The sequence below is a fragment of the Klebsiella sp. KP20-425-1 genome (assembly GCF_025813515.1).
Taxonomy (GTDB): Bacteria; Pseudomonadota; Gammaproteobacteria; order Enterobacterales; family Enterobacteriaceae; genus Klebsiella; species Klebsiella pneumoniae.
On the sequence record NZ_CP109614.1, the window covers coordinates 4,524,977 to 4,546,539 of the forward strand.

The 21,563-nt window shown below is 55.6% G+C and carries 19 protein-coding genes and 2 pseudogenes; 10 read left to right on the forward strand and 11 right to left on the reverse strand.

Annotated elements, in window-relative coordinates; translation table 11 throughout:
• Positions 1 to 6 precede the first annotated feature (6 nt).
• Positions 7 to 774 (forward strand): putative 2-hydroxyacyl-CoA dehydratase activator YjiL, encoded by a 768-nt coding sequence (gene yjiL / locus OHJ17_RS22155; RefSeq protein WP_002887413.1) that lies wholly within the window; start codon positions 7 to 9, stop codon positions 772 to 774.
• Positions 771 to 1,025 (forward strand): putative Se/S carrier protein, encoded by a 255-nt coding sequence (locus tag OHJ17_RS22160; RefSeq protein WP_002887412.1) that lies wholly within the window; start codon positions 771 to 773, stop codon positions 1,023 to 1,025. The genes yjiL and OHJ17_RS22160 overlap by 4 nt, the downstream gene beginning before the upstream one ends.
• Here the strand turns inward: OHJ17_RS22160 and OHJ17_RS22165 are convergent.
• The 4 genes from OHJ17_RS22165 to OHJ17_RS22180 all read right to left on the reverse strand — a co-directional run bounded on the left by OHJ17_RS22165 (position 1,022) and on the right by OHJ17_RS22180 (position 3,943).
• Complete coding sequence (locus OHJ17_RS22165) at positions 1,022 to 2,086, reverse strand: DUF2955 domain-containing protein (protein ID WP_002887411.1); 1,065 nt, start codon at positions 2,084 to 2,086, stop codon at positions 1,022 to 1,024. The genes OHJ17_RS22160 and OHJ17_RS22165 overlap by 4 nt on opposite strands.
• Positions 2,076 to 3,143, reverse strand: coding sequence for an HlyD family secretion protein (locus OHJ17_RS22170; protein ID WP_002887394.1), 1,068 nt, complete (start codon positions 3,141 to 3,143; stop codon positions 2,076 to 2,078). Before OHJ17_RS22170 ends, OHJ17_RS22165 begins: the two co-directional genes overlap by 11 nt.
• 6 nt (positions 3,144 to 3,149) lie before the next feature.
• Complete coding sequence (locus OHJ17_RS22175; RefSeq protein ID WP_004177547.1) at positions 3,150 to 3,614, reverse strand: MarR family winged helix-turn-helix transcriptional regulator; 465 nt, start codon at positions 3,612 to 3,614, stop codon at positions 3,150 to 3,152.
• Positions 3,615 to 3,778: 164 nt separating this feature from the next.
• Entirely contained in the window at positions 3,779 to 3,943 is a 165-nt protein-coding gene (locus tag OHJ17_RS22180) for a DUF1127 domain-containing protein (RefSeq protein ID WP_002887388.1), read from the reverse strand.
• A gap of 177 nt (positions 3,944 to 4,120) precedes the next feature.
• On the opposite strand from OHJ17_RS22180, the gene OHJ17_RS22185 reads away from it, so the two are divergent.
• On the forward strand, positions 4,121 to 5,533 hold the full coding sequence (locus OHJ17_RS22185; protein WP_002887384.1) for an aminotransferase-like domain-containing protein: 1,413 nt from the start codon (positions 4,121 to 4,123) through the stop codon (positions 5,531 to 5,533).
• Between the two features lie 102 nt (positions 5,534 to 5,635).
• Here OHJ17_RS22185 and OHJ17_RS22190 read toward each other — a convergent pair whose 3' ends face one another.
• On the reverse strand, positions 5,636 to 6,604 hold the full coding sequence (locus tag OHJ17_RS22190) for a hypothetical protein (protein WP_032433806.1): 969 nt from the start codon (positions 6,602 to 6,604) through the stop codon (positions 5,636 to 5,638).
• A 141-nt stretch (positions 6,605 to 6,745) separates the two neighbouring features.
• On the opposite strand from OHJ17_RS22190, the gene hsdR reads away from it, so the two are divergent.
• The 5 genes and pseudogenes from hsdR to OHJ17_RS22215 all read left to right on the forward strand — a co-directional run.
• Complete coding sequence (gene hsdR, locus OHJ17_RS22195; protein WP_032433805.1) at positions 6,746 to 9,175, forward strand: EcoAI/FtnUII family type I restriction enzme subunit R; 2,430 nt, start codon at positions 6,746 to 6,748, stop codon at positions 9,173 to 9,175.
• 74 nt (positions 9,176 to 9,249) lie between these two features.
• Positions 9,250 to 10,719 (forward strand): N-6 DNA methylase, encoded by a 1,470-nt coding sequence (locus tag OHJ17_RS22200; protein ID WP_029602248.1) that lies wholly within the window; start codon positions 9,250 to 9,252, stop codon positions 10,717 to 10,719.
• Positions 10,719 to 12,482: a restriction endonuclease subunit S gene (locus OHJ17_RS22205; protein ID WP_040174621.1), complete on the forward strand. Its 1,764-nt coding sequence runs from the start codon at positions 10,719 to 10,721 to the stop codon at positions 12,480 to 12,482. Before OHJ17_RS22200 ends, OHJ17_RS22205 begins: the two co-directional genes overlap by 1 nt.
• Before the next feature lie 215 nt (positions 12,483 to 12,697).
• A pseudogene (locus tag OHJ17_RS22210) lies at positions 12,698 to 12,907 on the forward strand (SymE family type I addiction module toxin); the annotation flags it as partial.
• Positions 12,908 to 12,958: 51 nt separating this feature from the next.
• Positions 12,959 to 13,039: pseudogene (locus OHJ17_RS22215) on the forward strand (homocysteine S-methyltransferase family protein); the annotation flags it as partial.
• A gap of 54 nt (positions 13,040 to 13,093) precedes the next feature.
• Here OHJ17_RS22215 and fosA read toward each other — a convergent pair.
• Both fosA and OHJ17_RS22225 read right to left on the reverse strand, forming a co-directional pair.
• Positions 13,094 to 13,516: a FosA5 family fosfomycin resistance glutathione transferase gene (gene fosA / locus OHJ17_RS22220; protein ID WP_023302439.1), complete on the reverse strand. Its 423-nt coding sequence runs from the start codon at positions 13,514 to 13,516 to the stop codon at positions 13,094 to 13,096.
• Positions 13,510 to 14,418 carry a LysR family transcriptional regulator gene (locus tag OHJ17_RS22225; protein ID WP_004894547.1) on the reverse strand — a complete coding sequence of 303 codons (909 nt, stop codon included), beginning with the start codon at positions 14,416 to 14,418 and terminating at the stop codon, positions 13,510 to 13,512. The genes fosA and OHJ17_RS22225 overlap by 7 nt, the downstream gene beginning before the upstream one ends.
• An 86-nt stretch (positions 14,419 to 14,504) precedes the next feature.
• On the opposite strand from OHJ17_RS22225, the gene OHJ17_RS22230 reads away from it, so the two are divergent.
• Positions 14,505 to 15,287 (forward strand): NAD(P)H-dependent oxidoreductase, encoded by a 783-nt coding sequence (locus OHJ17_RS22230; protein ID WP_032433802.1) that lies wholly within the window; start codon positions 14,505 to 14,507, stop codon positions 15,285 to 15,287.
• 36 nt (positions 15,288 to 15,323) lie between these two features.
• Here OHJ17_RS22230 and OHJ17_RS22235 read toward each other — a convergent pair whose 3' ends face one another.
• From OHJ17_RS22235 to OHJ17_RS22250, 4 genes are read right to left on the reverse strand one after another with little or no spacing between them, the layout of a single operon-like run.
• On the reverse strand, positions 15,324 to 16,280 hold the full coding sequence (locus OHJ17_RS22235; RefSeq protein WP_032433801.1) for an ABC transporter permease: 957 nt from the start codon (positions 16,278 to 16,280) through the stop codon (positions 15,324 to 15,326).
• Entirely contained in the window at positions 16,277 to 17,248 is a 972-nt protein-coding gene (locus OHJ17_RS22240) for an ABC transporter permease (RefSeq protein WP_004146909.1), read from the reverse strand. Before OHJ17_RS22240 ends, OHJ17_RS22235 begins: the two co-directional genes overlap by 4 nt.
• Positions 17,241 to 18,725 (reverse strand): sugar ABC transporter ATP-binding protein, encoded by a 1,485-nt coding sequence (locus OHJ17_RS22245; RefSeq protein ID WP_009309139.1) that lies wholly within the window; start codon positions 18,723 to 18,725, stop codon positions 17,241 to 17,243. The genes OHJ17_RS22240 and OHJ17_RS22245 overlap by 8 nt, the downstream gene beginning before the upstream one ends.
• 50 nt (positions 18,726 to 18,775) lie before the next feature.
• Complete coding sequence (locus tag OHJ17_RS22250; RefSeq protein WP_002887349.1) at positions 18,776 to 19,759, reverse strand: autoinducer 2 ABC transporter substrate-binding protein; 984 nt, start codon at positions 19,757 to 19,759, stop codon at positions 18,776 to 18,778.
• Between the two features lie 504 nt (positions 19,760 to 20,263).
• Between OHJ17_RS22250 and trpS the strand changes: the two genes are divergently transcribed.
• Positions 20,264 to 21,271: a tryptophan--tRNA ligase gene (gene trpS, locus OHJ17_RS22255; RefSeq protein ID WP_021313612.1), complete on the forward strand. Its 1,008-nt coding sequence runs from the start codon at positions 20,264 to 20,266 to the stop codon at positions 21,269 to 21,271.
• Positions 21,272 to 21,563 lie beyond the last annotated feature (292 nt).

A 21,563-nucleotide genomic window follows, 5' to 3' on the forward strand; every position in this document is an offset into this window, starting at 1 on the left:
GCTGGCGTGAACTATACGGTTGGCATTGATTCCGGCTCCACCGCCACAAAAGGCATCCTGCTGGCGGACGGCGTCATCGTGCGCCGCTTCCTCTGCCCCACTCCCTTTCGCCCCGCCGACGCCATCCACGAGGCCTGGGAGACACTGCGCGCTGGCCTCACGGAGACGCCTTTTTTAACCCTCACCGGCTATGGCCGCCAGCTGGTGGATTTTGCCGATAAGCAGGTGACGGAGATCTCTTGTCACGGCCTCGGCGCCCGCCTGCTGGCGCCGGACACCCGCACGGTGATTGATATCGGCGGCCAGGACAGCAAAGTTATCCAGCTGGACGCCGGGGGCAACCTCAGCGACTTCCTGATGAATGACAAATGCGCCGCCGGCACCGGCCGTTTTCTGGAAGTCATTTCACGCACCCTCGGCGCCAGCGTCGAACAACTGGACGCCATTACCGACGGCGTGGAACCGCACGCCATTACCAGTATGTGCACGGTGTTTGCCGAATCGGAGGTCATCAGCCTGCGGTCGGCCGGCGTCGCGCCGGAGGCGATTCTGGCCGGGGTGATTAACGCCATGGCCCGGCGCAGCGCGAACTTTATCGGCCGCTTATCGGCGCAGGGGCCGCTGCTGTTTACCGGCGGCGTCAGCCACTGCGCCGCCTTTGCCCGGATGCTGGAAAGCCATGTCGGCATGGCGGTGACAACCCATCCCGACGCCCAGTTTGCCGGGGCGATCGGCGCGGCGCTGATCGGACAGCGCCAGCGGAGGCGCGGATGACAACGTTTCTGTTTTTATTTCACTCCACGGTGGGGGTGGTGCGGATGCGCAAAGCCATGCAGGCGGCGGGAGTGGCCTTCGAGGTCAAAGATATACCCCGCCAGCTGCGCAGCGGCTGCGGGCTGTGCATCCTGCTGGAGGGGACGGAAGCCGATGCGCGAGGCTGGATCGTCCCGGAACAGACGGCGGCGCTGTATCAGCAGAACGGGGAAGCATGGCGCTGTCTCGCCACCTTCCCACCGGCAGGTTAATCGCTCACCACAAAACGCGTCGCCGCGAAACAGTTCAGCAGGCGGTGCATGAGAAAAACCAGGGTCAGCGTCACCACCAGCGAGACCGTCACCGAGGTGATGCGGTACAGATCGCTGAACACCAGATCCTGATACGGATGCAGGTTCTGGCCGAACATAATGCCGATGGTAGTGATGCTGGCGAAGCCCACCCCGGCGCCCACTTTCTCCATCACGTGGAGGCGGGCGCTGAAGGCCAGCCCGAGACCAATCAGCGGCATCATCAGGATCATGTGGTTGCTGAAATCATAGATAATCAGCTGCACCACCAGTATATAGAGACAGGCCAGCACCACCCCGACGACGCGCCAGATCGAGCTGATCACCGCCCCGCGATAGTGCATCGGGAACAGGATCAGGATCCCGGCCATCAGCGCCGACAGCGAGTCGCTGAGATCGCAGATCTGAAACACCACAAAGATGATCGTCGCTACCGTACCGGAGAGCAGCGACTCATGACGGATGCGGGCGGCGTCTTTCTCAATCCGCGGCGGCGGCTTGCGCGGTTCGACGTCCGGGATCAGGTAATGCAGCAGCGCGCTCAGCGCCACGGCCATCACGCAGGCTTCCATATTGGAGAACATCAGGGTGTGCCAGTTGCTGGTGGGATAGCTCATAAAGTTGAGCATCGTGCTCTGGCACACCACCCCCATCGATCCCAACAGGAACAGCGGTCCCTGGCTCATAAAGCGGAAACGCATCACGTACAGGGCAAACACCACCAGGGTCATGATCACCGGCCACTGCGACAAATAGCCGACAATTAGCACCATTTCGACACAGTTTACCGCCGCGCTAAATATAAACTGGCGGGCGACGTGCAGGTTGAACATCGGTACCAGCGACATCAGCATCAGCGGATAAACGACGAAAAATACGCCGTACTGTACGTCGTAGAAGGTGGAGATGCTGAGCGCAATGGTCCCGGCCACGGCGATACGCACCGTCTGGCGAAAATCATTCGCCGTGTAGACGATATTGCCGTGCGGGGTAAAGACATGCGCTAGGGTATTAATAGACATAGTGCAACCAGCTCACCAGGTGGATCTGCAGGCCGGCGAAGGTGCGGGCGAAAGGTCCCTCGCTATTGTACAGCTGCACCGTGGCGCGGGCGCCGGTCGGCAGCGGTTTGTCCAGCGGCTGATCCAGCGCGACGTGAATGCGCATCCGCTGGGCGTCGCGCACCCAGCGGGTGGACTGCTCGGGCTGCGACAGCTGGCCGTTCACCGCCTCCTGTCCCGCCAGAATCCCGGCGTCGCTGCTGGTCACGTGCGCCGGGAAGACTTGACCCGGCAGGGCGTCAAAGACCACCGCCGCATCGGTATTCACCGCGGTGTGGCGCAGGCTTTTTTCGCGGAAGTCGGCGACGATGTCAGTGTTGTTGTTAACCAATGCCAGCACAGCCGTCGCCGCGGTGGCGTAGATCCCCGGGTTCAGCTGCAGGTTGCTGACCATGCCGTCAGTTTCCGCACGCACTTTGGTCCAGGCCAGGTTCAGCTGCGCCTCCTCCAGCGCATTACGGTATTTTTGCAGGGTGACGTTGCGCTTATCGTCGCGCTCGCCGCGCTGGATCAGCAGGTTCTGGATCTGCGCGTTCAGCGCCGAGACCGACTGCTCGCTGGTCTGCCAGGTGGTTCGCACCTTATCGAGGTCGGACTGCGAGACGTTCTGCATCGTACTCAAGCGCTGGTAGCGATCGAGCGTGACCTTATCGTTACGCGCGGTGTACTGCGCGGTGCGCAGGTTGGCGCGGGCGGCGGCGATTTGCGCGTCCAGCTGCTGGTTGCTCAGTTTCGCCTGCTCGAGGGCGATCTGCGCCGCTTCAACTTTATTAATGAATGGCGTTGGGTCGAGCTCATACAGCAGGTCGCCCTTTTTCACCTGGCTGTTGTTGTGCACGTAGACGTGCGAGACATAGCCGGAGACCCGCGACGAAACCGGGGTCACCACGCGCATGACGGTGGAGTCCGGCGTCAGCGGGATCCAGATATCGGCAACGATAAACCAGGCGAATATTCCCAGAAAAGCGGCAATACTCACCCGTACCCAGCGGGCAAATTTTTGTTCAGGCGTCATCATAGTGTGTTAGATCTTGTTATCTTCTTCGCGGATATTCCGCAAACGGCAGGCGATTTGATTTAACGTGGCGCTGAAGGTGGCGAGATCGGCCTCCGGGATGGTCTGGGTTACGCGCTCCTGATAGGTCTCGATCACGCAGCTCAGTTTTTCCAGAATAGCCCGCCCCTCAGCGGTCAGCGTCAGCAGGCGAATGCGTTTGTCATATGGCGATGTGGAACGCACCAGATAGCCCTGCTTTTCCAGTAATGAGAGGGTGCGCATTAGCGGCGGCAGTTCAATGCCCTGCACCTCCGCCAGTTCGCTGACCGAGACGTTGTCTCCCAGCTGATGCAGTTGCATCAGCACCGTCCAGCTGGACTGGGTGAGTCCGGTATCGGTGATAGCGGAGTCAATAATGGCGCGCCACTGGCGCACCACCATAGCCATCCGCATCCCCAGCGGGCGGCGGGCAAACAGTTCGTCTTCAGTCACGGGTCTTCCTCTCATTATTGAGAAGAAAATAATACTTATCAGGGTAAGTATCAAGAAACGGAAGCTCGTGCCGCATCAATTGATAAATTTCGTGAATGTATCCCGGCGGCACTTTGCGCTCACCGGGATAATGAAGAAGGTTTGCCTGTAAAAAACCGCACGTTTTAATTGATCTGGTCCCGACGCAGGCCGATATCTTTCAGCTGTTCGTCGCTCATTTGCTGCAAAACTCTGCGCGTTTGCTCCTGAAGCCACCATTTTTTGATAAACCGCACCAGCAGTACGAAACCGATAAATGGCTGTCTTGCCCTGTTCTCGTGAAATTCCATCCTCTACCTCCTCACCTTGCCAGAGGCTTTATCTTCACGGATTTGGGGGTAAGGAATACAGATTCACAAAACGCTTTTCTTTAACATACAGATTAGCTAAAACGTACACCAGAGCCCAATTTTTACGCCCATCTGTACTGGTTATTCCATCTGTATGGCGGCAATTAAGGATACAGCATGACCCGCTACCAACATCTCGCTACGCTGCTGGCCGAACGCATCGAACAGGGCCTGTATCGCCATGGCGAAAAGCTGCCGTCGGTGCGCAGCCTGAGCCAGGAGCACGGCGTCAGCATCAGCACCGTCCAGCAGGCCTATCAGCTGCTTGAGCAGCAGCAAATGATTGTGCCGCAGCCGCGATCGGGCTATTTCGTCGCCCCGCGCAAAGCCCAGCCGCCGGTGCCGCCGATGTCGCGTCCGGTCCAGCGCCCGGTGGAGATCACCCAGTGGGATCAGGTGCTGACCATGCTTGACGCCCGCTACGATAAATCGATCATCCCCTTCGGCGGCGGCTCGCCGGACGTGACGCAGCCAAGCCTGAAGCCCATCTGGCGTGAACTGAGCCGGGCTATCCAGCACAACCTCACTGAGGTGTTGAACTATGACGAGCTGGCCGGGCGTCGCGAGCTACGGGAGCAGATCGCCCGCCTGATGCTCGACGGCGGATCGGTGGTAACTGCCGACGATCTGGTGCTCACCAGCGGCTGCCACAGCGCGCTGTCGCTGGCCCTGCTGTCGGTGTGCCAGCCAGGGGACATCATCGCCGTGGAATCCCCCTGCTACTACGGCACCATGCAGATGCTGCGCGGGCTGGGATTAAAGACGATTGAGATCCCCACCGATCCGGAAACCGGGATCAGCATCGAGGCCCTGGAGCTGGCGCTGGATCAGTGGCCGATCAAAGGGGTGATCCTCGTGCCAAACTGCAATAACCCGCTGGGCTTTATCATGCCGGACGCCCGCAAGCGCGCGGTGCTGAACCTTGCCCAACGCTACGATATCGTTATTTTCGAGGATGATATTTACGGCGAGCTGGCCACCGAATACCCGCGCCCGCGCACGATCCACTCCTGGGATATCGACGGCCGGGTGATGCTCTGCAGCTCCTTTACCAAAACCATCGCCCCCGGGCTGCGTATCGGCTGGATCGCCCCCGGGCGCTACTACGACAAGCTGCTACAGATGAAGTACGCCGCCAGCGGGACCAACGTCCCCTCCACTCAGCTGGCGGCCTGCAATTTTATTCGCGAAGGCCACTACCACCGCCACGTGCGGCGGATGCGGCAGATCTATCAGCGCAATATCGAGATCTACACCTGCTGGCTGCGGGAATTTTTCCCCTGCGGGATCTGCGTCACCCGGCCGAAGGGCGGTTTTATGCTGTGGGTTGAGCTCCCGGAGCAGGTAGATATGGTCTGCGTCGCCAAGCAGCTGTGCCGGCTGAAGATCCAGGTCGCGCCGGGCTCGCTGTTTTCGGCAGCGGGCAAGTATCGCAACTGCGTCAGGATCAACTGCGCCCTGCCGCCGACCGAGAAACATAAAGCGGTGATGGTGAAGCTGGGAGAAGCGGTGAAGGTGGCGATGGAGTGAAGTTTAACCTGTTCTCCCCGGTGGCGCTGCGCTTACCGGGGCTACGGGGCCAGTAGCCCGGAAAAGGCGCGGCAAGCGCCGCCTCCGGGGAAGACGTATCTATTATTTTAACCACGCTGGAATATTATATTCAGGTAAGTACTCGACTGCATAAGAATCGTTCCTATTGCTACCTTTTTGACAAGTAAGCTCATAGAAACCCCATTTATCATTTTTATCTGAATAAAAAACGGTATATTTATCAGTATTAAATCCAAAGTATTTTTCATTTTTATTCTTCACTTTTAGCTCACCGCATTTTGCTTCATCACGCCATTCATAATTGATGGTTCTGTTTAACACATAATAAGCAGCATCACCAAACAGTTTAGGAACAAGGAGAAACAAGAAAACTGACATAATAAAGGCACCGGTTAATGTGAATATTCGATACCCTTTCGCTTTATCACCGTAAGTGATAAACAATCCATAACAAATTGGCTGTGATAACCACAAGAAGAACATAAGAAATGCTGTGGCTTTCCAGCAATATTCTAACCATGGAGAGGACGATAGTTCCAGATTACTAATTTGCCAAAAAATACTGGCTGAATAGCTACTGGTAAATGTAAACACACCTGAAAATACGGTAACCGCCAGACCGATTATTTTAAGAGTTTTTGCAGTATTATTTCTAGCAATATCTAAAATCGTCAAAATACTGCTAATGAGGATTAGGAGCGAAAATAAAATCGCTAACCAATACGTTATAGTGTTAACAAACACATTAGCAGACAACAATAAAAGCAAAAAAATTGACCATGCAGTTAGCGATAGAATGCCAGCAAATTGAGTCAGCAAATGGTCATTGCATGTACGTACAAAAAATCCAATATATTCCTTAAGCCGAGACTCTTGAGTGCAAGCGAAAATTAAAATAGATATAAAAAGAAACGCAACCAGGTAACTTTTCAACGGAAATTTATAGGGAATTAAATAGATGGCGATCGCTCCGTAGATAACTACCGCAGAGTCTAATTTTTTCTGTTTGAAATGTTTAAGAAAGGATTTGCAAATCTTGAAAATTTCCATATTAAAACCTTATATGTTGGGTACAGGATTCACGAACTCATCCAAAACAGAGACTTAAGACAAATAATGCACATAGAGTGTAATGATTTCATCTGATTTTGTGTGTAGAATTTGCGCATCGCTATTTGATGAGAATCCCCAATGGCTGACCTGAACCTGAGTACCCTGACGGAAGCAGATATCATCACCAAACGCGTTCTGCCCGCCATCCTCGATGCCGGCTGGAGTGACACAACGCAAATCCGACAGGAGGTCAAACTCCGGGACGGTAAGGTCATCGTGCGCGGCAAAATCGCGGCGCGAAGAACGGTGAAATCCGCCGATATCGTGCTGTATTACAAGCCGGGCATTCCGCTGGCAGTGATTGAAGCCAAAGCCAATAAACATGAAATTGGTAAAGGGATGCAGCAGGGAATTGAATACGCGCGCCTGCTGGACGTTCCTTTTGTCTTCGCCACCAACGGCGATGGTTTTATCTTCCGCGATGCCACGGTTGCTGACGGCGAACTAATGGAAAAACCGATTACCCTCGGCGAATTCCCTTCTCCCTCGGAACTGTGGCAAAAATTGTGCTTATCAAAAGGCTACACCGAAGCCCAACTTCCGGTAATTACCCAGGACTACTACGACGACGGCAGCGGCAAAGCGCCGCGTTATTACCAGCTACAGGCCATCAATAAAACCATTGAAGCCGTTTCCGGCGGGCAGAACCGCGTTCTGCTGGTGATGGCGACCGGAACGGGGAAAACCTACACCGCCTTCCAGATAATCTGGCGCTTATGGAAAGCGAAAAGTAAGAAGCGGATCCTGTTCCTCGCCGATCGCAATATTCTGGTCGATCAGACCAAAAACAACGACTTCCTGCCGTTTGGCACGGCAATGACCAAGGTCACCGGGCGCACCATCGACCCGGCATTTGAAATCCATCTCGCGCTGTACCAGGCCATCACCGGCCCGGAAGAAGATCAAAAAGCCTTTAAACAGGTGGCCCCGGATTTCTTTGACCTGATTGTGATCGACGAATGCCATCGCGGCAGCGCCTCGGAAGACAGCGCATGGCGCGAAATCCTCGACTATTTCAGCGCCGCCACGCAGATTGGCTTAACCGCCACGCCGAAAGAGACTCATGAAGTCTCCAGCACCGACTACTTCGGCGACCCGGTATATATCTACTCGCTGAAAGAAGGCATCGAAGACGGCTTCCTTGCCCCTTATAAAGTGGTGCGCGTCGATATCGACGTTGATCTCCAGGGCTGGCGCCCAACTAAAGGCCAGACGGATAAAAACGGCGAGCTGATCGACGACCGTATCTACAACCAGAAAGATTTTGATCGCACGATGGTGATTGATGAGCGCACCGAACTGGTGGCGAAAACCATCACCGATTACCTCAAGCGCACCAACCCGATGGATAAAACCATCATCTTCTGTAACGACATCGATCACGCGGAGCGGATGCGCCGCGCGCTGGTCAATCTCAACCCAGAGCAGGTCAAGAAGAACGACAAGTATGTTATGAAAATCACCGGTGATGACGACATCGGCAAAGCCCAACTGGATAACTTTATTAACCCCAAAAAGGCCTATCCGGTTATCGCCACTACCTCCGAACTGATGACCACCGGCGTCGACGCAAAGACCTGCAAACTGGTGGTGCTGGACCAAAACATTCAGTCGATGACCAAATTCAAGCAGATCATCGGCCGCGGCACCCGCATTGATGAACGCTACGGTAAGCTGTGGTTCACTATTCTCGATTTTAAAAAGGCCACTGAACTGTTCGCCGACGAGCGCTTTGACGGCATCCCGGAAAAGGTGATGGACACCACGCCGCAAGATATCGCCGACCCGGAGTCTGATTTTGAAGAGCAGTTCGACGAGCACGAAGAAGAGACCGAAGACGATGTCATCGGCGCCGATGAAGATCCCGCGCCGTATACCGTTACCGGTTCAGATGATGTCGGCCCGCTGCCGGAAGACGACGAGAACAAAGTGCGCAAGTTTCACGTTAACGGTGTTGCCGTCGGCGTGTTTGCCCAGCGCGTACAGTATTACGATGCCGACGGCAAGCTGGTCACCGAATCCTTCAAAGACTACACCCGCAAAACGCTGCTCAAAGAGTACGCCTCGCTGGATGATTTCACCCGCAAGTGGCAGGGCGCCGAGCGCAAACAGGCCATCATCAAGGAACTGGAGCAGCAGGGGATTATCTGGGAAGTGTTGGCGGAAGAGGTCGGTAAAGAGCTAGACCCGTTCGACATGCTGTGCCACGTGGTGTATGGTCAGCCGCCGTTAACCCGCAAAGAGCGGGCGGAGAACGTGCGTAAACGCAACTACTTCACCAAATACTCCGACGCCGCGCAGGCGGTGCTGAATACGCTGCTGGATAAATACGCCGATGCGGGCGTGCAGGAAATAGAGAGTATTCAGGTGCTGAAGCTTAAGCCGTTCGACAGCATGGGTACGCTGCCGGAGATCATTAAAAGCGGATTCGGCGACCGTAACGGGTATAATCAGGCCATCAGCGAGCTGGAGAGCGAAATCTACCACCTACCGCCCCGCTCCGCGTAACCTTTCCCCCTTTGCGCCTTCTGCTGCCACCGTGTAGCAGAAGGCCTTATTGTTAATGAAACATGGAACACATCATGTCAATCAGCTCGGTTATCAAATCATTACAGGACATTATGCGCAAAGACGCCGGCGTGGACGGCGATGCGCAGCGCCTCGGCCAGCTCTCCTGGCTGCTGTTTCTGAAAATCTTTGACGCCCAGGAAGAGGCGCTGGAACTGGAGCAGGATAACTACCAACTCCCCATTCCGCAGCGCTACCTGTGGCGCACATGGGCGGCGAACGCCGAAGGCATCACCGGCGATTCCCTGCTGGAGTTCGTCAACGATGACCTGTTCCCAACGCTGAAAAACCTCACCGCCCCCATCGATAAAAATCCGCGCGGCTTTGTGGTCAGACAGGCGTTCAGCGATGCCTATAACTACATGAAAAACGGCACCCTGCTGCGTCAGGTGATCAACAAGCTCAACGAAATCGACTTCACCAGCGCCAGCGAGCGCCACCTGTTCGGCGACATTTACGAACAGATCCTCAAAGATCTGCAATCGGCGGGCAATGCCGGTGAGTTTTATACCCCGCGCGCCGTCACCCGCTTTATGGTCGATCGCGTCGATCCGAAGCTCGGCGAGTCGATTATGGACCCGGCCTGCGGCACCGGCGGCTTCCTCGCCTGCGCGTTCGATCACGTAAAAAACAACTACGTGAAGAGCGTGGCCGATCACCAGACGCTGCAACAGCAGATCCACGGCGTGGAGAAAAAACAGCTCCCGCACCTGCTGGCGACCACCAACATGCTGCTGCACGGCATCGAAGTGCCGGTGCAAATCCGTCACGACAACACCCTCAACAAGCCGCTGTCGTCGTGGGATGAACAGCTGAATGTGATCGTCACCAACCCGCCGTTCGGCGGCACCGAAGAAGACGGCATCGAGAAGAACTTCCCGGCAGAGATGCAGACTCGCGAAACGGCGGATCTGTTCCTGCAACTGATCGTTGAAGTGCTGGCTAAAAACGGCCGCGCAGCGGTGGTGCTGCCGGACGGCACGCTGTTTGGCGAAGGCGTGAAAACCAAAATCAAAAAGCTGCTCACCGAGGAGTGCAACCTGCACACCATTGTGCGCCTGCCGAACGGCGTGTTTAACCCGTACACCGGGATCAAAACCAACCTGCTGTTCTTTACCAAAGGTCAGCCGACCAAAGAGATCTGGTTCTACGAGCACCCGTACCCGGCGGGCGTGAAGAACTACAGCAAAACCAAGCCGATGAAGTTTGACGAATTCCAGGCCGAGATCGACTGGTGGGGCGACGAGGCCGACGGCTTCGCCAGCCGCGTCGAGAACGAACAGGCGTGGAAGGTCAGCATCGACGAGGTGATTGCCCGCAACTTTAACCTCGATATCAAAAACCCGCACCAGGCGGAAACCGTCAGCCACGATCCGGACGAACTGCTGGCACAGTACGCGAAGCAGCAGGAAGCAATCCAGACCCTGCGCCACCAGCTGCGCGATATCCTCGGCGCGGCGCTCTCCGGTAAGGAGGCCAACTGATGGCGGTGGAAAAACTGATTGTCGATCATATCGACACCTGGACCACGGCGCTGCAGACCCGCTCCACGGCCGGGCGCGGCAGCTCGGGTAAGATCGACCTGTACGGCATTAAGAAGCTGCGCGAGCTGATTCTTGAGCTGGCGGTGCGCGGTAAGCTGGTGCCGCAGGATCCGAACGACGAACCGGCGTCGGAACTACTGAAACGCATTGCGGCGGAAAAGGCCGAGCTGGTGAAGCAGGGAAAAATTAAAAAGCAGAAGCCGCTGCCGGGGATTAGCGAGGAAGAAAAACCGTTTGATTTGCCGGTGGGGTGGGAGTGGGTGCGATTAGAAGATGTTACAGATAATATCCATTATGGATATACCGCATCAGCCGATGTAACAAAAAAAGTAAAGTTATTGAGGATTACTGATATCCAAGATGATAAAGTCATTTGGCGTAATGTTCCGGGTTGTGAAATAAAGGATAGCGATATTGAACAGTATCAGCTCCAACCTAATGACATTGTCATTGCCCGGACTGGCGGAACGGTCGGGAAATCTTATCTTGTTGATGACCTTCAGTATATTGCTGTTTTTGCCTCATACCTAATACGCCTTAAATATATAAAATTCACAAATGCAAACTATACTAAAATCTTCCTAGGTAGCCAATTATACTGGTTACAATTATATAACGGAGTTACTGGTACTGGTCAGCCTAATGTAAATGGAAATACATTAAAAAAAATGTTTTTCCCACTGCCACCAAGTAGTGAGCAAAATAAAATATGTTCAAGAGTTCAAACATTATTGAATCTCTGCGAACAACTGGAACAGCACTCCCTGATCAGTCTGGACGCCCATCAACAGCTGGTTGAAACCCTGCTAACCACGCTAACCGACAGCCAGAACGCCGATGAGCTGGCCGAAAACTGGGCGCGTATCAGCGAGCATTTCGACACGCTGTTTACCACCGAAGCCAGCATTGACGCCTTAAAACAGACCATTCTGCAACTGGCGGTGATGGGTAAACTGGTACCACAGGATCCGAACGACGAACCGGCCTCTGAACTGCTCAAACGTATTGCGCAGGAAAAAGCGCAACTGGTAAAAGACGGGAAAATTAAAAAGCAAAAACCACTGCCACCGATTAGCGATGAGGAAATACCGTTTGAACTGCCGGAGGGGTGGAAATGGTGCCTATTCGAAGACGTCGTTGATATTCAAAGCGGTATAACTAAAGGAAGAAATTTAGTCAACCGAAAACTAATTACTATTCCTTATCTACGCGTAGCTAACGTTCAGCGTGGTTATCTTGATCTGTCAGAGGTTAAAGAAATTGATATTCCTGAGGAAGAGCAAGATAAATATCATGTTATTAAAGGTGATCTTTTAATAACAGAAGGTGGTGACTGGGATACTGTTGGTAGAACAACTGTGTGGTGTCATGAATGGTATATAGCTAATCAAAACCATGTTTTTAAAGGAAGAATTATAGGAAAAGAGATTGATCCATACTGGCTTGAGACATACATGAATAGTCCTTATTCAAGAGATTATTTTGCTAGTGCCAGCAAGCAAACAACCAACTTAGCATCCATTAATAAGACTCAATTAAGAGGATGTCCTGTAGCGATCCCCCCAAGTAGTGAAGCAAACAAAATCATGCTCAAATTGAATGATTTTAATGAATTATGTGAAAAACTTAAATTACAGCTCCAATCCGCCCAACAAACCCAGCTCCACCTGGCCGACGCCCTCACCGACGCCGCCATCAATTAACCCGCCCCCAGAAACCAATAAAGCGGCTAAATAGCCGCTTTATTCTCATCATCAGAAATAATGTTTCTCTTCATCCACACCGTTATTTTCATTGATTTTCAGCTGGACTTTCCTTCTATTCCCTGATGATATGTACAGGTATTTATCGCAAGGCACCCGTGCTGCAACACGAGCGCCTTGCTAATCACAACCACTATTCATAGGAAATAGCCATCATGACTACCCCGCATTCTATTGCAGAATTCACCGATCCAGAAGTCTCCCCGGCAGTTAGTCGTCAATTAACCGTGAGTTATGCGACTCGTCATCCTGATTATCAGCGTATTCCGGCTTTGACCATGAAGGGTCAGTGGCTGGAGACGGCAGGTTTTGCCACCGGTACCGCAGTGGATCTCAAGGTGATGAACGGCTGTATCGTGATTACCGCCAAACCAACAGAGCCGGAGCTCACCGCCGCTTTGCGTCAGGTCAGCAAGCTGTCGGCCGGGGCGAAGCTGATTGGCGGCTGCTGCCGCACCACACCGAAGGACATCGCCGCGCTTAACGCGAAGCGCTGAGTTTTTTGCCGGGTGGCGCTGCGCTTACCGGGGCTACAGGTTCCCAGTTACCACTTACTCATCCTCAAAAAACACCATCCCCTTATACGGCTGTTCGCGGCAGGCGGCCAGCCGCTGGGCAAGACTGCCGACGTGCAGCTCCAGCTTGTGGCCGTCGGGGTCGAGAAAGTAGTGCGAGGCACCTTCGCTACGGTTCAGCTTCCAGATCGCCACGCCGGCAGCCTCAAGGCGGGCGGCGAAGCTAGCAAAATCGGCTTCGCTAATGCTAAACGCATAATGGGTGTAGTCGCTCTCCTCCGGCGGGGTAACGCGCCGCTGCGGATCCAGCGACAGGCACAGCCACAAATCGCCGCAGGAGAGATAAGCCCCGCTGTCCCAGCGGGCATGCAGCGTCATGCCCAGCAGCTGCTGATAAAACGCCACGCTCGGCGCCAGCTGGCTGACTGCCAGGGTCAGGTGATTCAGTCCACTCAGCATGTCTGTTCCTCCAGTGAATTCACAATGAACTGACGCAGCCATTGATGCGCCGGGTCGCGGTGCCAGCGCTCGTGCCACAGCATCAGCATCTCAAAGCCGGCGACCGCCAGCGGCGGCTCGACGACCACCAGCCCGCTCTGCCCGCGCACCAGCCGCTCCGGCAGGACCGCCACCAGATCGCTATTGCGCAGGGTCTCCAGCATAAACAGGAAATGTGGCACGGAAAGGACAACCCGCCGCATCAGTCCGAGGTTCGCCAGCGCGATATCGGTCGCCGCGCTGAAGCCGCCCCCGTCCGGGGAGACGATCACGTGCTCCAGCTGACAGAACGTTTCCAGGCTAAGCCCAGGCCGCAGCGCCGAATGTTCCGCCCGGCCAGCCAGCACGTAGCGTTCGCGAAACAGCAGGCGCTGATGCAGCCCCGGCGGCGCGCCCTCGCGGGTATGAAAGAAAAGATCTACTGTATCGTTGGCCGCCTGCTGCTCCAGCCGCGCAGGCTGCAGCTCGAATACCGCCAGCCGACTGCCGGGAGAGGCCTGGCGTAACCCAGCCAGCATCGGCAGGAGGATCGCCGAGGCCATATAGTCCGTCGCCGCCACCCGCCAGGTCTCCGCCGCCGTGGCCGGATCAAAAGGGCTGACCGGCGCCACCGCCTGCTCCAGCGCGGCTAATGCGGCGCGCAGCGGCTGGCGAAGCTCATCGGCGCGGGCGGTGGGCTGCATGCCGCGCGGGCCCGGCATCAGCAGCGGATCGGCGAAAATCTCCCGCAGCCTGGCGAGCTGAATACTCACCGAGGGCTGCGACAGATTCAGCCGCTGCGCCGCCCGGGTAACGTTGTTTTCGCTAAGCAGCACATCCAGGGTGCGCAACAGATTGAGATCCAGACGCTGTAAATTAATCACGACTATACCGGGAATTTAAGTAATTAATTTCTACTATAGCGTCAGCTTTCCTACTCTGCAGCTCTCCATACGCCAGAGGTGATATTATGAAAGTACTGCTGATTTACGCCCATCCGGAACCGCGCTCGCTCAATGGCGCGCTGAAAAATTTCGCCATCCGCCATCTGCAGCAGGCCGGGCATGAAGTGCAGGTTTCCGATCTCTATGCCATGCGCTGGAAGGCCGGGTATGACGCCGACGACAGCGGCGCGCCGCCGGTCGGCGAGTTCTGGCGGCCGACCCTCGATTCCAAACAGGCCTTTGCCCAGGGCACCCAAAGTGCGGATATCGTAGCCGAGCAGGAAAAGCTGCTGTGGGCCGATACGGTGATTTTCCAGTTCCCGCTATGGTGGTTCTCGATGCCCGCCATCATGAAGGGCTGGATCGACAGGGTGTACGCTTGGGGCTTTGCCTATGGCGTCGGCGAGCACAGCGACCGCCACTGGGGCGATCGCTACGGGGAAGGCACTTTCGTCGGCAAACGGGCGATGCTGATCGTCACCGCCGGCGGCTGGGCGGAACACTATTCACCGCGCGGGATCAATGGCCCCATCGACGACATCCTGTTCCCCATTCAGCACGGTATGCTGTTCTATCCCGGCTTTGAGGTGCTTCCGCCGCTGGTGTTCTACCGCACGGATAAAACCGATGCCGGGCAGTTCGCCGATCAGTGCGCCGCCCTGGCCGAGCGGCTGAACACGCTGTGGCAAACCGAGCCCATTCCATTCCGCCGGCAGAATCATGGCGATTATCTGATCCCGTCGCTGACGCTGCGCCCGGAGCTGGCGCCGGGGCAAAGCGGCCTGGCGGTGCATTTACGTAGCGAATAACTGGCTATCCCGTCTTCGCCCCCGAGGACGGGTCATTTACCCGGCTCTCTCCAGTCCCAGCATGCCTCGCGCCTGGATAAAGCACAGCAGCAATGCGCCCCACAGCGCCATCGTCAGATAGGGGCTGATACCGAGGATATTGAACCCACTCTCAATAATCTGCAGCAGGAACAGCGCGAGCACCATCCCAACGATGCGCCCGCTACCGCCATCCGGATTCACGCCACCAAGCACCGCCGCGAGGATCGACACCAGCAAATACGATTCCCCATAAGATGCTTTGGCTGAGTTCAGCTTCGACATCATCAGAAACGCAGCCACCGCGCAGAGCAGGGCCGAGATGACATATACCCACATCAACACCCGCCGGGTATTGATCCCGGAATAATGGGTCGCCCGTTCGTTGGATCCGATCAACATGATCGCCCGACCCAGCGGGCTTTTCTCCAGCAGCACCCACAGCCCGGCCGCCACCACCGCAAAAAGCCACATTGGCAGCGGAATACCGAACCACTGGGCGTGATTCAGCCACAGCACCCACTGCGGATAGTTAGCGATGGCGCTGCCGCCGGTGAGCAGAATATTTATCCCTTTGAGCAGGGTCATCATGCCAAGGGTAGCCAGGATCGGCGAAACGCGGATCCCGGCGATCAGTATCCCGTTGCACAGGCCAATGATCATCGCCGCCCCTCCGCCGGCCAGCAGCGTCGCCAGCGCGGTAGCGCCCCCAGGCGGATAGCTCGTCGCCACCCAGGCCATCACCAGCGAGCAGGCGTTAGCCGTCGCGATAATTGACAAATTAATGCCGCCGCAAAGCATAGTCATGGCCATCGCCAGCGCCAGGATCCCCAGCACCGGCATTTGCGAGGCAATCGACTGGAAATTGCTGACAGACCAGAAGATGTTTGGCATGGCGATGCTAAAGGCGATAACCATCAGCAGCAGCAGGCCGATCAGGTAAAACTCAACGTTGTTGCGCCACGATTTTTTCATAACAAGCTCCGGTTCTGATGCTGACTCCATGCCGTTACGCTGATGCTGACGACGATGATCGCCCCAGTGATCAGGGTCTGCCAGTAGGAGGAGACCCCTAGCAGGTTCAGGCCGTTCTGCATCACCGCCAGTAAAATCACCCCCAGCAGCGTACCGGTGAGAGTTCCGCGCCCGCCAATCAGGCTGGTGCCGCCCAGCACCACCGCCGCCAGCACCGTCAGCTCATAGCCCAGCAGTGAATCCGGCGCAACGGTCATCACTGTCCACGCCTGCACGACACCTGCGGCCCCCGACATTAGCCCCATATAGCCATAAACGAACAGCTGCAGGCGGAGCACGCTGAAGCCGACGCGGCTGGCGGATTCCCGGTTGCCCCCCATGGCATAGATCTTGCGGCCAACGGTGGTGAAATTCATGATAAACGCGGTCAACAGCACCACGACGATCATCGTCAGCAGCGGCAGCCCCAGGCCATAATCGTAACCATCGGCATCGGTATATTTGAACAGCATAACCCCCTTTTCAAACCACGGAGGGAAGTCGTAGAGCCAGACACCTTTGCTTAACCACAGCAGCAAACCGTAGAAAATGTTGAGCGTAGAAATGGTGATAATGATCGAGGGCACCCGCAGACGATTAACCAACAGCGCGTTCACCAGCCCCAGCAGCACGCCGATGCCGCCGGCAAGCACAAAAGCCACCGCGAAGTTGCCGCCTACTTTTTGCAGCATCACCACCATGCCGTACTGGGCGATAATGGTCATAGCCGGGAAGGAGATATCAATCCCGCCGGCGATCAGCACCACGAACAGACCACAGGCGAGAATGGTCAGCATCGCATAGTTATTAGCGAGGTCGTAAATATTGCCGAAAGTGAAAAATTCCTCACTGCGCCAGCCCAGCAGCAGGCACAGCGCAATAATGAACATGCCTAACCAGAATTCATGTCGTTTCAACAGATTAGCCATTGACCACCTCCGCTATCTGCTGCTGGGTACTGCTGTCCGGCAGGAAGCTATGGGTCAACTCGCCCTGCTTCATCACCAGGATGCGATGACTCTGGTACCACGCCTCTTCAATCTCGTCGCAAATCATCAGCACGGCGATACCATGGGCAGCCAAATCGCTGATGATATGATAGATCCCGGCTTTGTTTGCGATATCCACCCCCACGGTTGGGCTATCGAGGATCAGCAGCTTAGGAGAGATCGCCAGCCATTTGGCAATAGAAACGCGCTGGGCATTACCACCGGAGAGGGTATTCACCGGCAGATGCGTATCCGGCGCCTTAATGGTCAACGCGTTGACCATTCTTGCGACCAGCTGCTGAGCTTTACTATCACTCAATAGTCCGCAAGCGCCTTTCACTTTATGAAACACGGTGCTGATAATGTTGTTTTCAATCGACTGACTCATCACCAGGCCGCGCGACATACGGTCCTCGGAGACATAGCCGATACCGTGGCGGATAGCGTCCTGATTGCTACGCAACCGCACCGGCTGGCCATTTATCAGGATCTCGCCGCTGTCAGGGCGGGTCATGCCGAAAAGGCTCAGGCACAGCTCTGTTCGCCCGGCGCCCAACAGGCCGACTATCGACACCACTTCTCCGGCTTCGACCTTCAGGGAGACGTTATGATATTCCCCCTTGCGGCTGAGATTGCGCACCTCCAGCACCGGCGTACTGCCCTGCCCCTGCCACAGATCGCGCACCTGAAAGTCAAACTCCTGGCCCGTCATCAGAAAACCGAGCCGGCGGGTGGTTACCTCTGCCGCCGGCAAGGTGCCGACCAGATTGCCATCCTTCAGCACGCTGATGCGGTCCGATACGGCCATGACCTCTTCCAGACGGTGGCTTACGAAGACGATGCAGATCCCCCTCTCACGCAGCTGGCGCACCACATGCAATAGTCCCTCCACTTCCTGATGGGTCAATGAGGCCGTGGGTTCATCCATAATGATAAGCCGGGCATCCTGCGCCAGCGCGCGGCAGATAGCCACCAGCTGACAGCGAGCGATGGAGAGCGATTCCACGGCGGCATCCAGCGGCAGCGAGACGTTAATACTGCGCATCGCCTGCTCCGCACTGCGTCGCAGTTCGCTGCGCCTCACCAGCACGCCGCGATGATAGTGGTTTATAGCAATGTTCTCCCACACGCTGAGATTGGGAAACAGCGACAGATCCTGATAAATCACCTGGATCCCATGGGCGACAGAGGCCGCTGGCGTCAGTTTTGGCCACGTCTTGCCGCCCAGCGTCATCGCTGCGCCCTCATCCGGGCGATAGACGCCAGAGATAATTTTGATTAACGTCGACTTCCCGCAACCGTTCTGCCCGGCCAGGCAGTGCACTTCTCCGGGCATAAAGTCGATGCTGATATCATTGAGCGCGCGGTTCGCGTGGAAGGTTTTGCTGACGTGTCGAAGGGAAAGGAAAGGTTCCATAGCATCCCCTGGCTGGTTAAGCCGGGGCGGCAGGCGCCCCGGAAGGTGGATTAGTAGAGCGAATCAATATTGTCTTTATTTACCAGCAGCACTTTATGGAAGCGGATAATATGCTTGTCGCTATCGACTTCCGCTTTACCGAGCTCTTTCAGTTCAAATCCCGGCTCAATGGTTTTGCCGTTCAGCAGGGTGCTGGCGACGGCCGCGAGAGCATAGCCGGCTGTCGCCGGATCGTAGGTGATCCCTTCGGTAATATCGCCGCTCTTAATAAGAGAGGCCGCCTGCGAGGGGATCATCATCCCGTAGACCGCGACTTTATTTTTCGCACGCTTCTCTTTCACCGCGCGCCCCGCGCCAATCGGGCCATTCGAACCAAAAGAGACCACCGCTTTCAGATCCGGGTAAGTTTTCATCAGATCGAGCGTGGTACGGCGGGAATCATCAACACTTTCCGCCACCGGCATTCGGCGGGTGACTTCATGCATGTCCGGGTAATGTTCTTTTTGGTATTTCACCAGCAGATCGGCCCACAGGTTGTGCTGCGGTACCGTAAGGCTACCGACATAGATAACGTAGCCGCCTTTGCCACCCATCCGCTTGGCCATATGCTCCACGTATTCAGCAGCGAACTTCTCGTTATCGATTATCTCCACATCCCAGTTGGCGCTCGGCTGCCCGGGCGATTCGTTGGTCAGCACCACGATGCCGGCGTCACGGGCTTTTTTGAATACCGGCTCCAGCACGTTGGCATCGTTAGGCACGATAGTGATGGCATCCACTTTACGTGCAATCAGGTCCTCAATAATTTTCACCTGCTGCGGCGCATCGGTGCTGGACGGCCCTACCTGGGAGGCGTTGAGGTTAAACTCTTTCCCGGCCTGGACTACCCCTTCACCCATCCGGTTAAACCATGGCATGCCGTCCACTTTTGAAATATTGACTACGGTTTTTTCCGCCGCATATACCGGCGCGGAAATAAGCGCAGCCCCCAACAGCAATGATGAAAAAATATTAACGACCAGACGTTTATGCATAATAATTAGCCTCAATACGTTGTAGTCAGACAGGGGTATGACGCAAAGCGGAAAAATAGATAGAAATTGTAATAATGTTAATAATTTAGAAGAGAATAAACACAAGCTGTAACAGCAGACAGGTAATATTCAGCTATAAATATGGATAATAATACTATAATCCTGTGGCGTGAGCTTTTTCACAAAAAAAATGCAACATAGTTTGTTGTTCCAGAATAATGATCGGGTCGCAGAGAAAATATATTTTTCCCGCTTCGTTATTTACCGAAAAACAATCACATAAATAACATCAGGAAAAGTATGTGATTTTTGATTGCGCCTCCAGCCCCTTCCGTGGCAGGATACTCCCTATGAACAGAAACGTTATCGTTACCTATCCCCGCCGTTGGTGGCTGCCTGCATAACAGGCGGCACGATACACGTTTCCATGTTCAAAGCCGCCGGAAGGCGGCTTTGGTGTTTTCAGGACGTCTTTCGGCTGAACAGTCTGATAAGGAGTCCCTGATGAACCATCCACAAACCATCCTCACCGGCGACCGCCCGACCGGCCAACTTCATCTTGGCCACTACGTCGGCTCGCTGCGCCAGCGCGTCGCGCTGCAGCATAACCACCAGCAATTTATCCTGATCGCCGACCTGCAAGGGCTCACGGACAACGGCAGCAATCCGCAAAAAATCAGCCACCATATCCTCGAAGTCATGGCCGATTATCTGGCCGTCGGCATCGACACCAGGCTCACCACTATTTGCCTGCAGTCCGCCCTGCCGGCGCTGGCGGAGCTCAGCGCGCTGTATATGAATATCGTCACCGTCGCCCGCGTAGAACGTAATCCGACGGTCAAAAATGAGATTGCCCAGAAGGGATTCGCCCGCTCGCTGCCGGTGGGTTTTCTCGCCTATCCGATTAGCCAGGCGGCCGATATCACCGCGTTCAAGGCCGAACTGGTGCCGGTGGGTGACGATCAGCTACCGATGATTGAGCAGACCAACGAGATCGTCCACAAGATGAATAGCCTCACCGGCGAGCCGGTGCTGCGCCACTGCAAGGCGCTACTCAGCGAAGTGAGTCGCCTGCCGGGCGTCGATGGCAACGCCAAAATGTCGAAATCGCTGGGCAATACGCTGACGTTATCGGCCACAGAGGAGGAGATCCACCACGCGGTCAGCGCGATGTATACCGACCCGACGCACCTGAGAGTCAGCGATCCGGGGCATGTCGAGGGCAACGTGGTGTTTACCTATCTCGATGCATTCCACAGCGATAAGGCGCGGGTGGCAGAGATGAAAGCCCACTATCAGCGCGGCGGGCTGGGCGATCGCCAGTGTAAGAATGAGCTGGAGACCTGCTTGCAGACGCTACTGGCGCCGATCCGCGAACGCAGGGCCACTTTTATTCAGGATAAAGGGATGCTGCTGGAGCTGCTGCGCCAGGGCAGCGAACGCGCCCACCACCTCACACAGCAGACGCTGCATGAGGTGAAGCGTGGGCTGGGTCTGCCTGTGCTGTTCTGAGATGGTGAAATACTCCCTGTGCGGATAATTTTGTTAACACGCCGACAAGACCCTGTCTTTCGTATGGACAATATCGCCCCGGCTGTTACTATCGCGTTAACGGTAGCTCTCACTATGCGTGTTTCATTAAGGCCAGGATCGCTGATGATGACCACATAAGTAGCCCAGCGAGCGGCTGCGCATCGGCGCGGCAGAGCGCGGCGTCAGCGGCCCTCCCTCCACTTTTTCGTCCTTCGCAAGAAGGACGCTCCGCCCGCCGGAGGAAACACGCGCACCACTCAGCACAGGGAAT

Bases quoted from the DNA above. Each gene is read 5' to 3' on its own strand.
- OHJ17_RS22190 (WP_032433806.1), bottom strand. From the start codon at position 6,604: ATGGAAATTTTCAAGATTTGCAAATCCTTTCTTAAACATTTCAAACAG.
- fosA (WP_023302439.1), bottom strand. From the start codon at position 13,516: ATGCTGAGTGGACTGAATCACCTGACCCTGGCAGTCAGCCAGCTGGCG.
- OHJ17_RS22185 (WP_002887384.1), top strand. From the start codon at position 4,121: ATGACCCGCTACCAACATCTCGCTACGCTGCTGGCCGAACGCATCGAA.
- OHJ17_RS22160 (WP_002887412.1), top strand. From the start codon at position 771: ATGACAACGTTTCTGTTTTTATTTCACTCCACGGTGGGGGTGGTGCGG.
- OHJ17_RS22245 (WP_009309139.1), bottom strand. From the start codon at position 18,725: ATGGAACCTTTCCTTTCCCTTCGACACGTCAGCAAAACCTTCCACGCG.
- OHJ17_RS22180 (WP_002887388.1), bottom strand. From the start codon at position 3,943: ATGGAATTTCACGAGAACAGGGCAAGACAGCCATTTATCGGTTTCGTA.
- OHJ17_RS22165 (WP_002887411.1), bottom strand. From the start codon at position 2,086: ATGTCTATTAATACCCTAGCGCATGTCTTTACCCCGCACGGCAATATC.
- OHJ17_RS22250 (WP_002887349.1), bottom strand. From the start codon at position 19,759: ATGCATAAACGTCTGGTCGTTAATATTTTTTCATCATTGCTGTTGGGG.
- OHJ17_RS22170 (WP_002887394.1), bottom strand. From the start codon at position 3,143: ATGATGACGCCTGAACAAAAATTTGCCCGCTGGGTACGGGTGAGTATT.
- trpS (WP_021313612.1), top strand. From the start codon at position 20,264: ATGAACCATCCACAAACCATCCTCACCGGCGACCGCCCGACCGGCCAA.
- OHJ17_RS22200 (WP_029602248.1), top strand. From the start codon at position 9,250: ATGTCAATCAGCTCGGTTATCAAATCATTACAGGACATTATGCGCAAA.
- OHJ17_RS22235 (WP_032433801.1), bottom strand. From the start codon at position 16,280: ATGAAAAAATCGTGGCGCAACAACGTTGAGTTTTACCTGATCGGCCTG.
- OHJ17_RS22240 (WP_004146909.1), bottom strand. From the start codon at position 17,248: ATGGCTAATCTGTTGAAACGACATGAATTCTGGTTAGGCATGTTCATT.
- hsdR (WP_032433805.1), top strand. From the start codon at position 6,746: ATGGCTGACCTGAACCTGAGTACCCTGACGGAAGCAGATATCATCACC.
- OHJ17_RS22205 (WP_040174621.1), top strand. From the start codon at position 10,719: ATGGCGGTGGAAAAACTGATTGTCGATCATATCGACACCTGGACCACG.
- OHJ17_RS22230 (WP_032433802.1), top strand. From the start codon at position 14,505: ATGAAAGTACTGCTGATTTACGCCCATCCGGAACCGCGCTCGCTCAAT.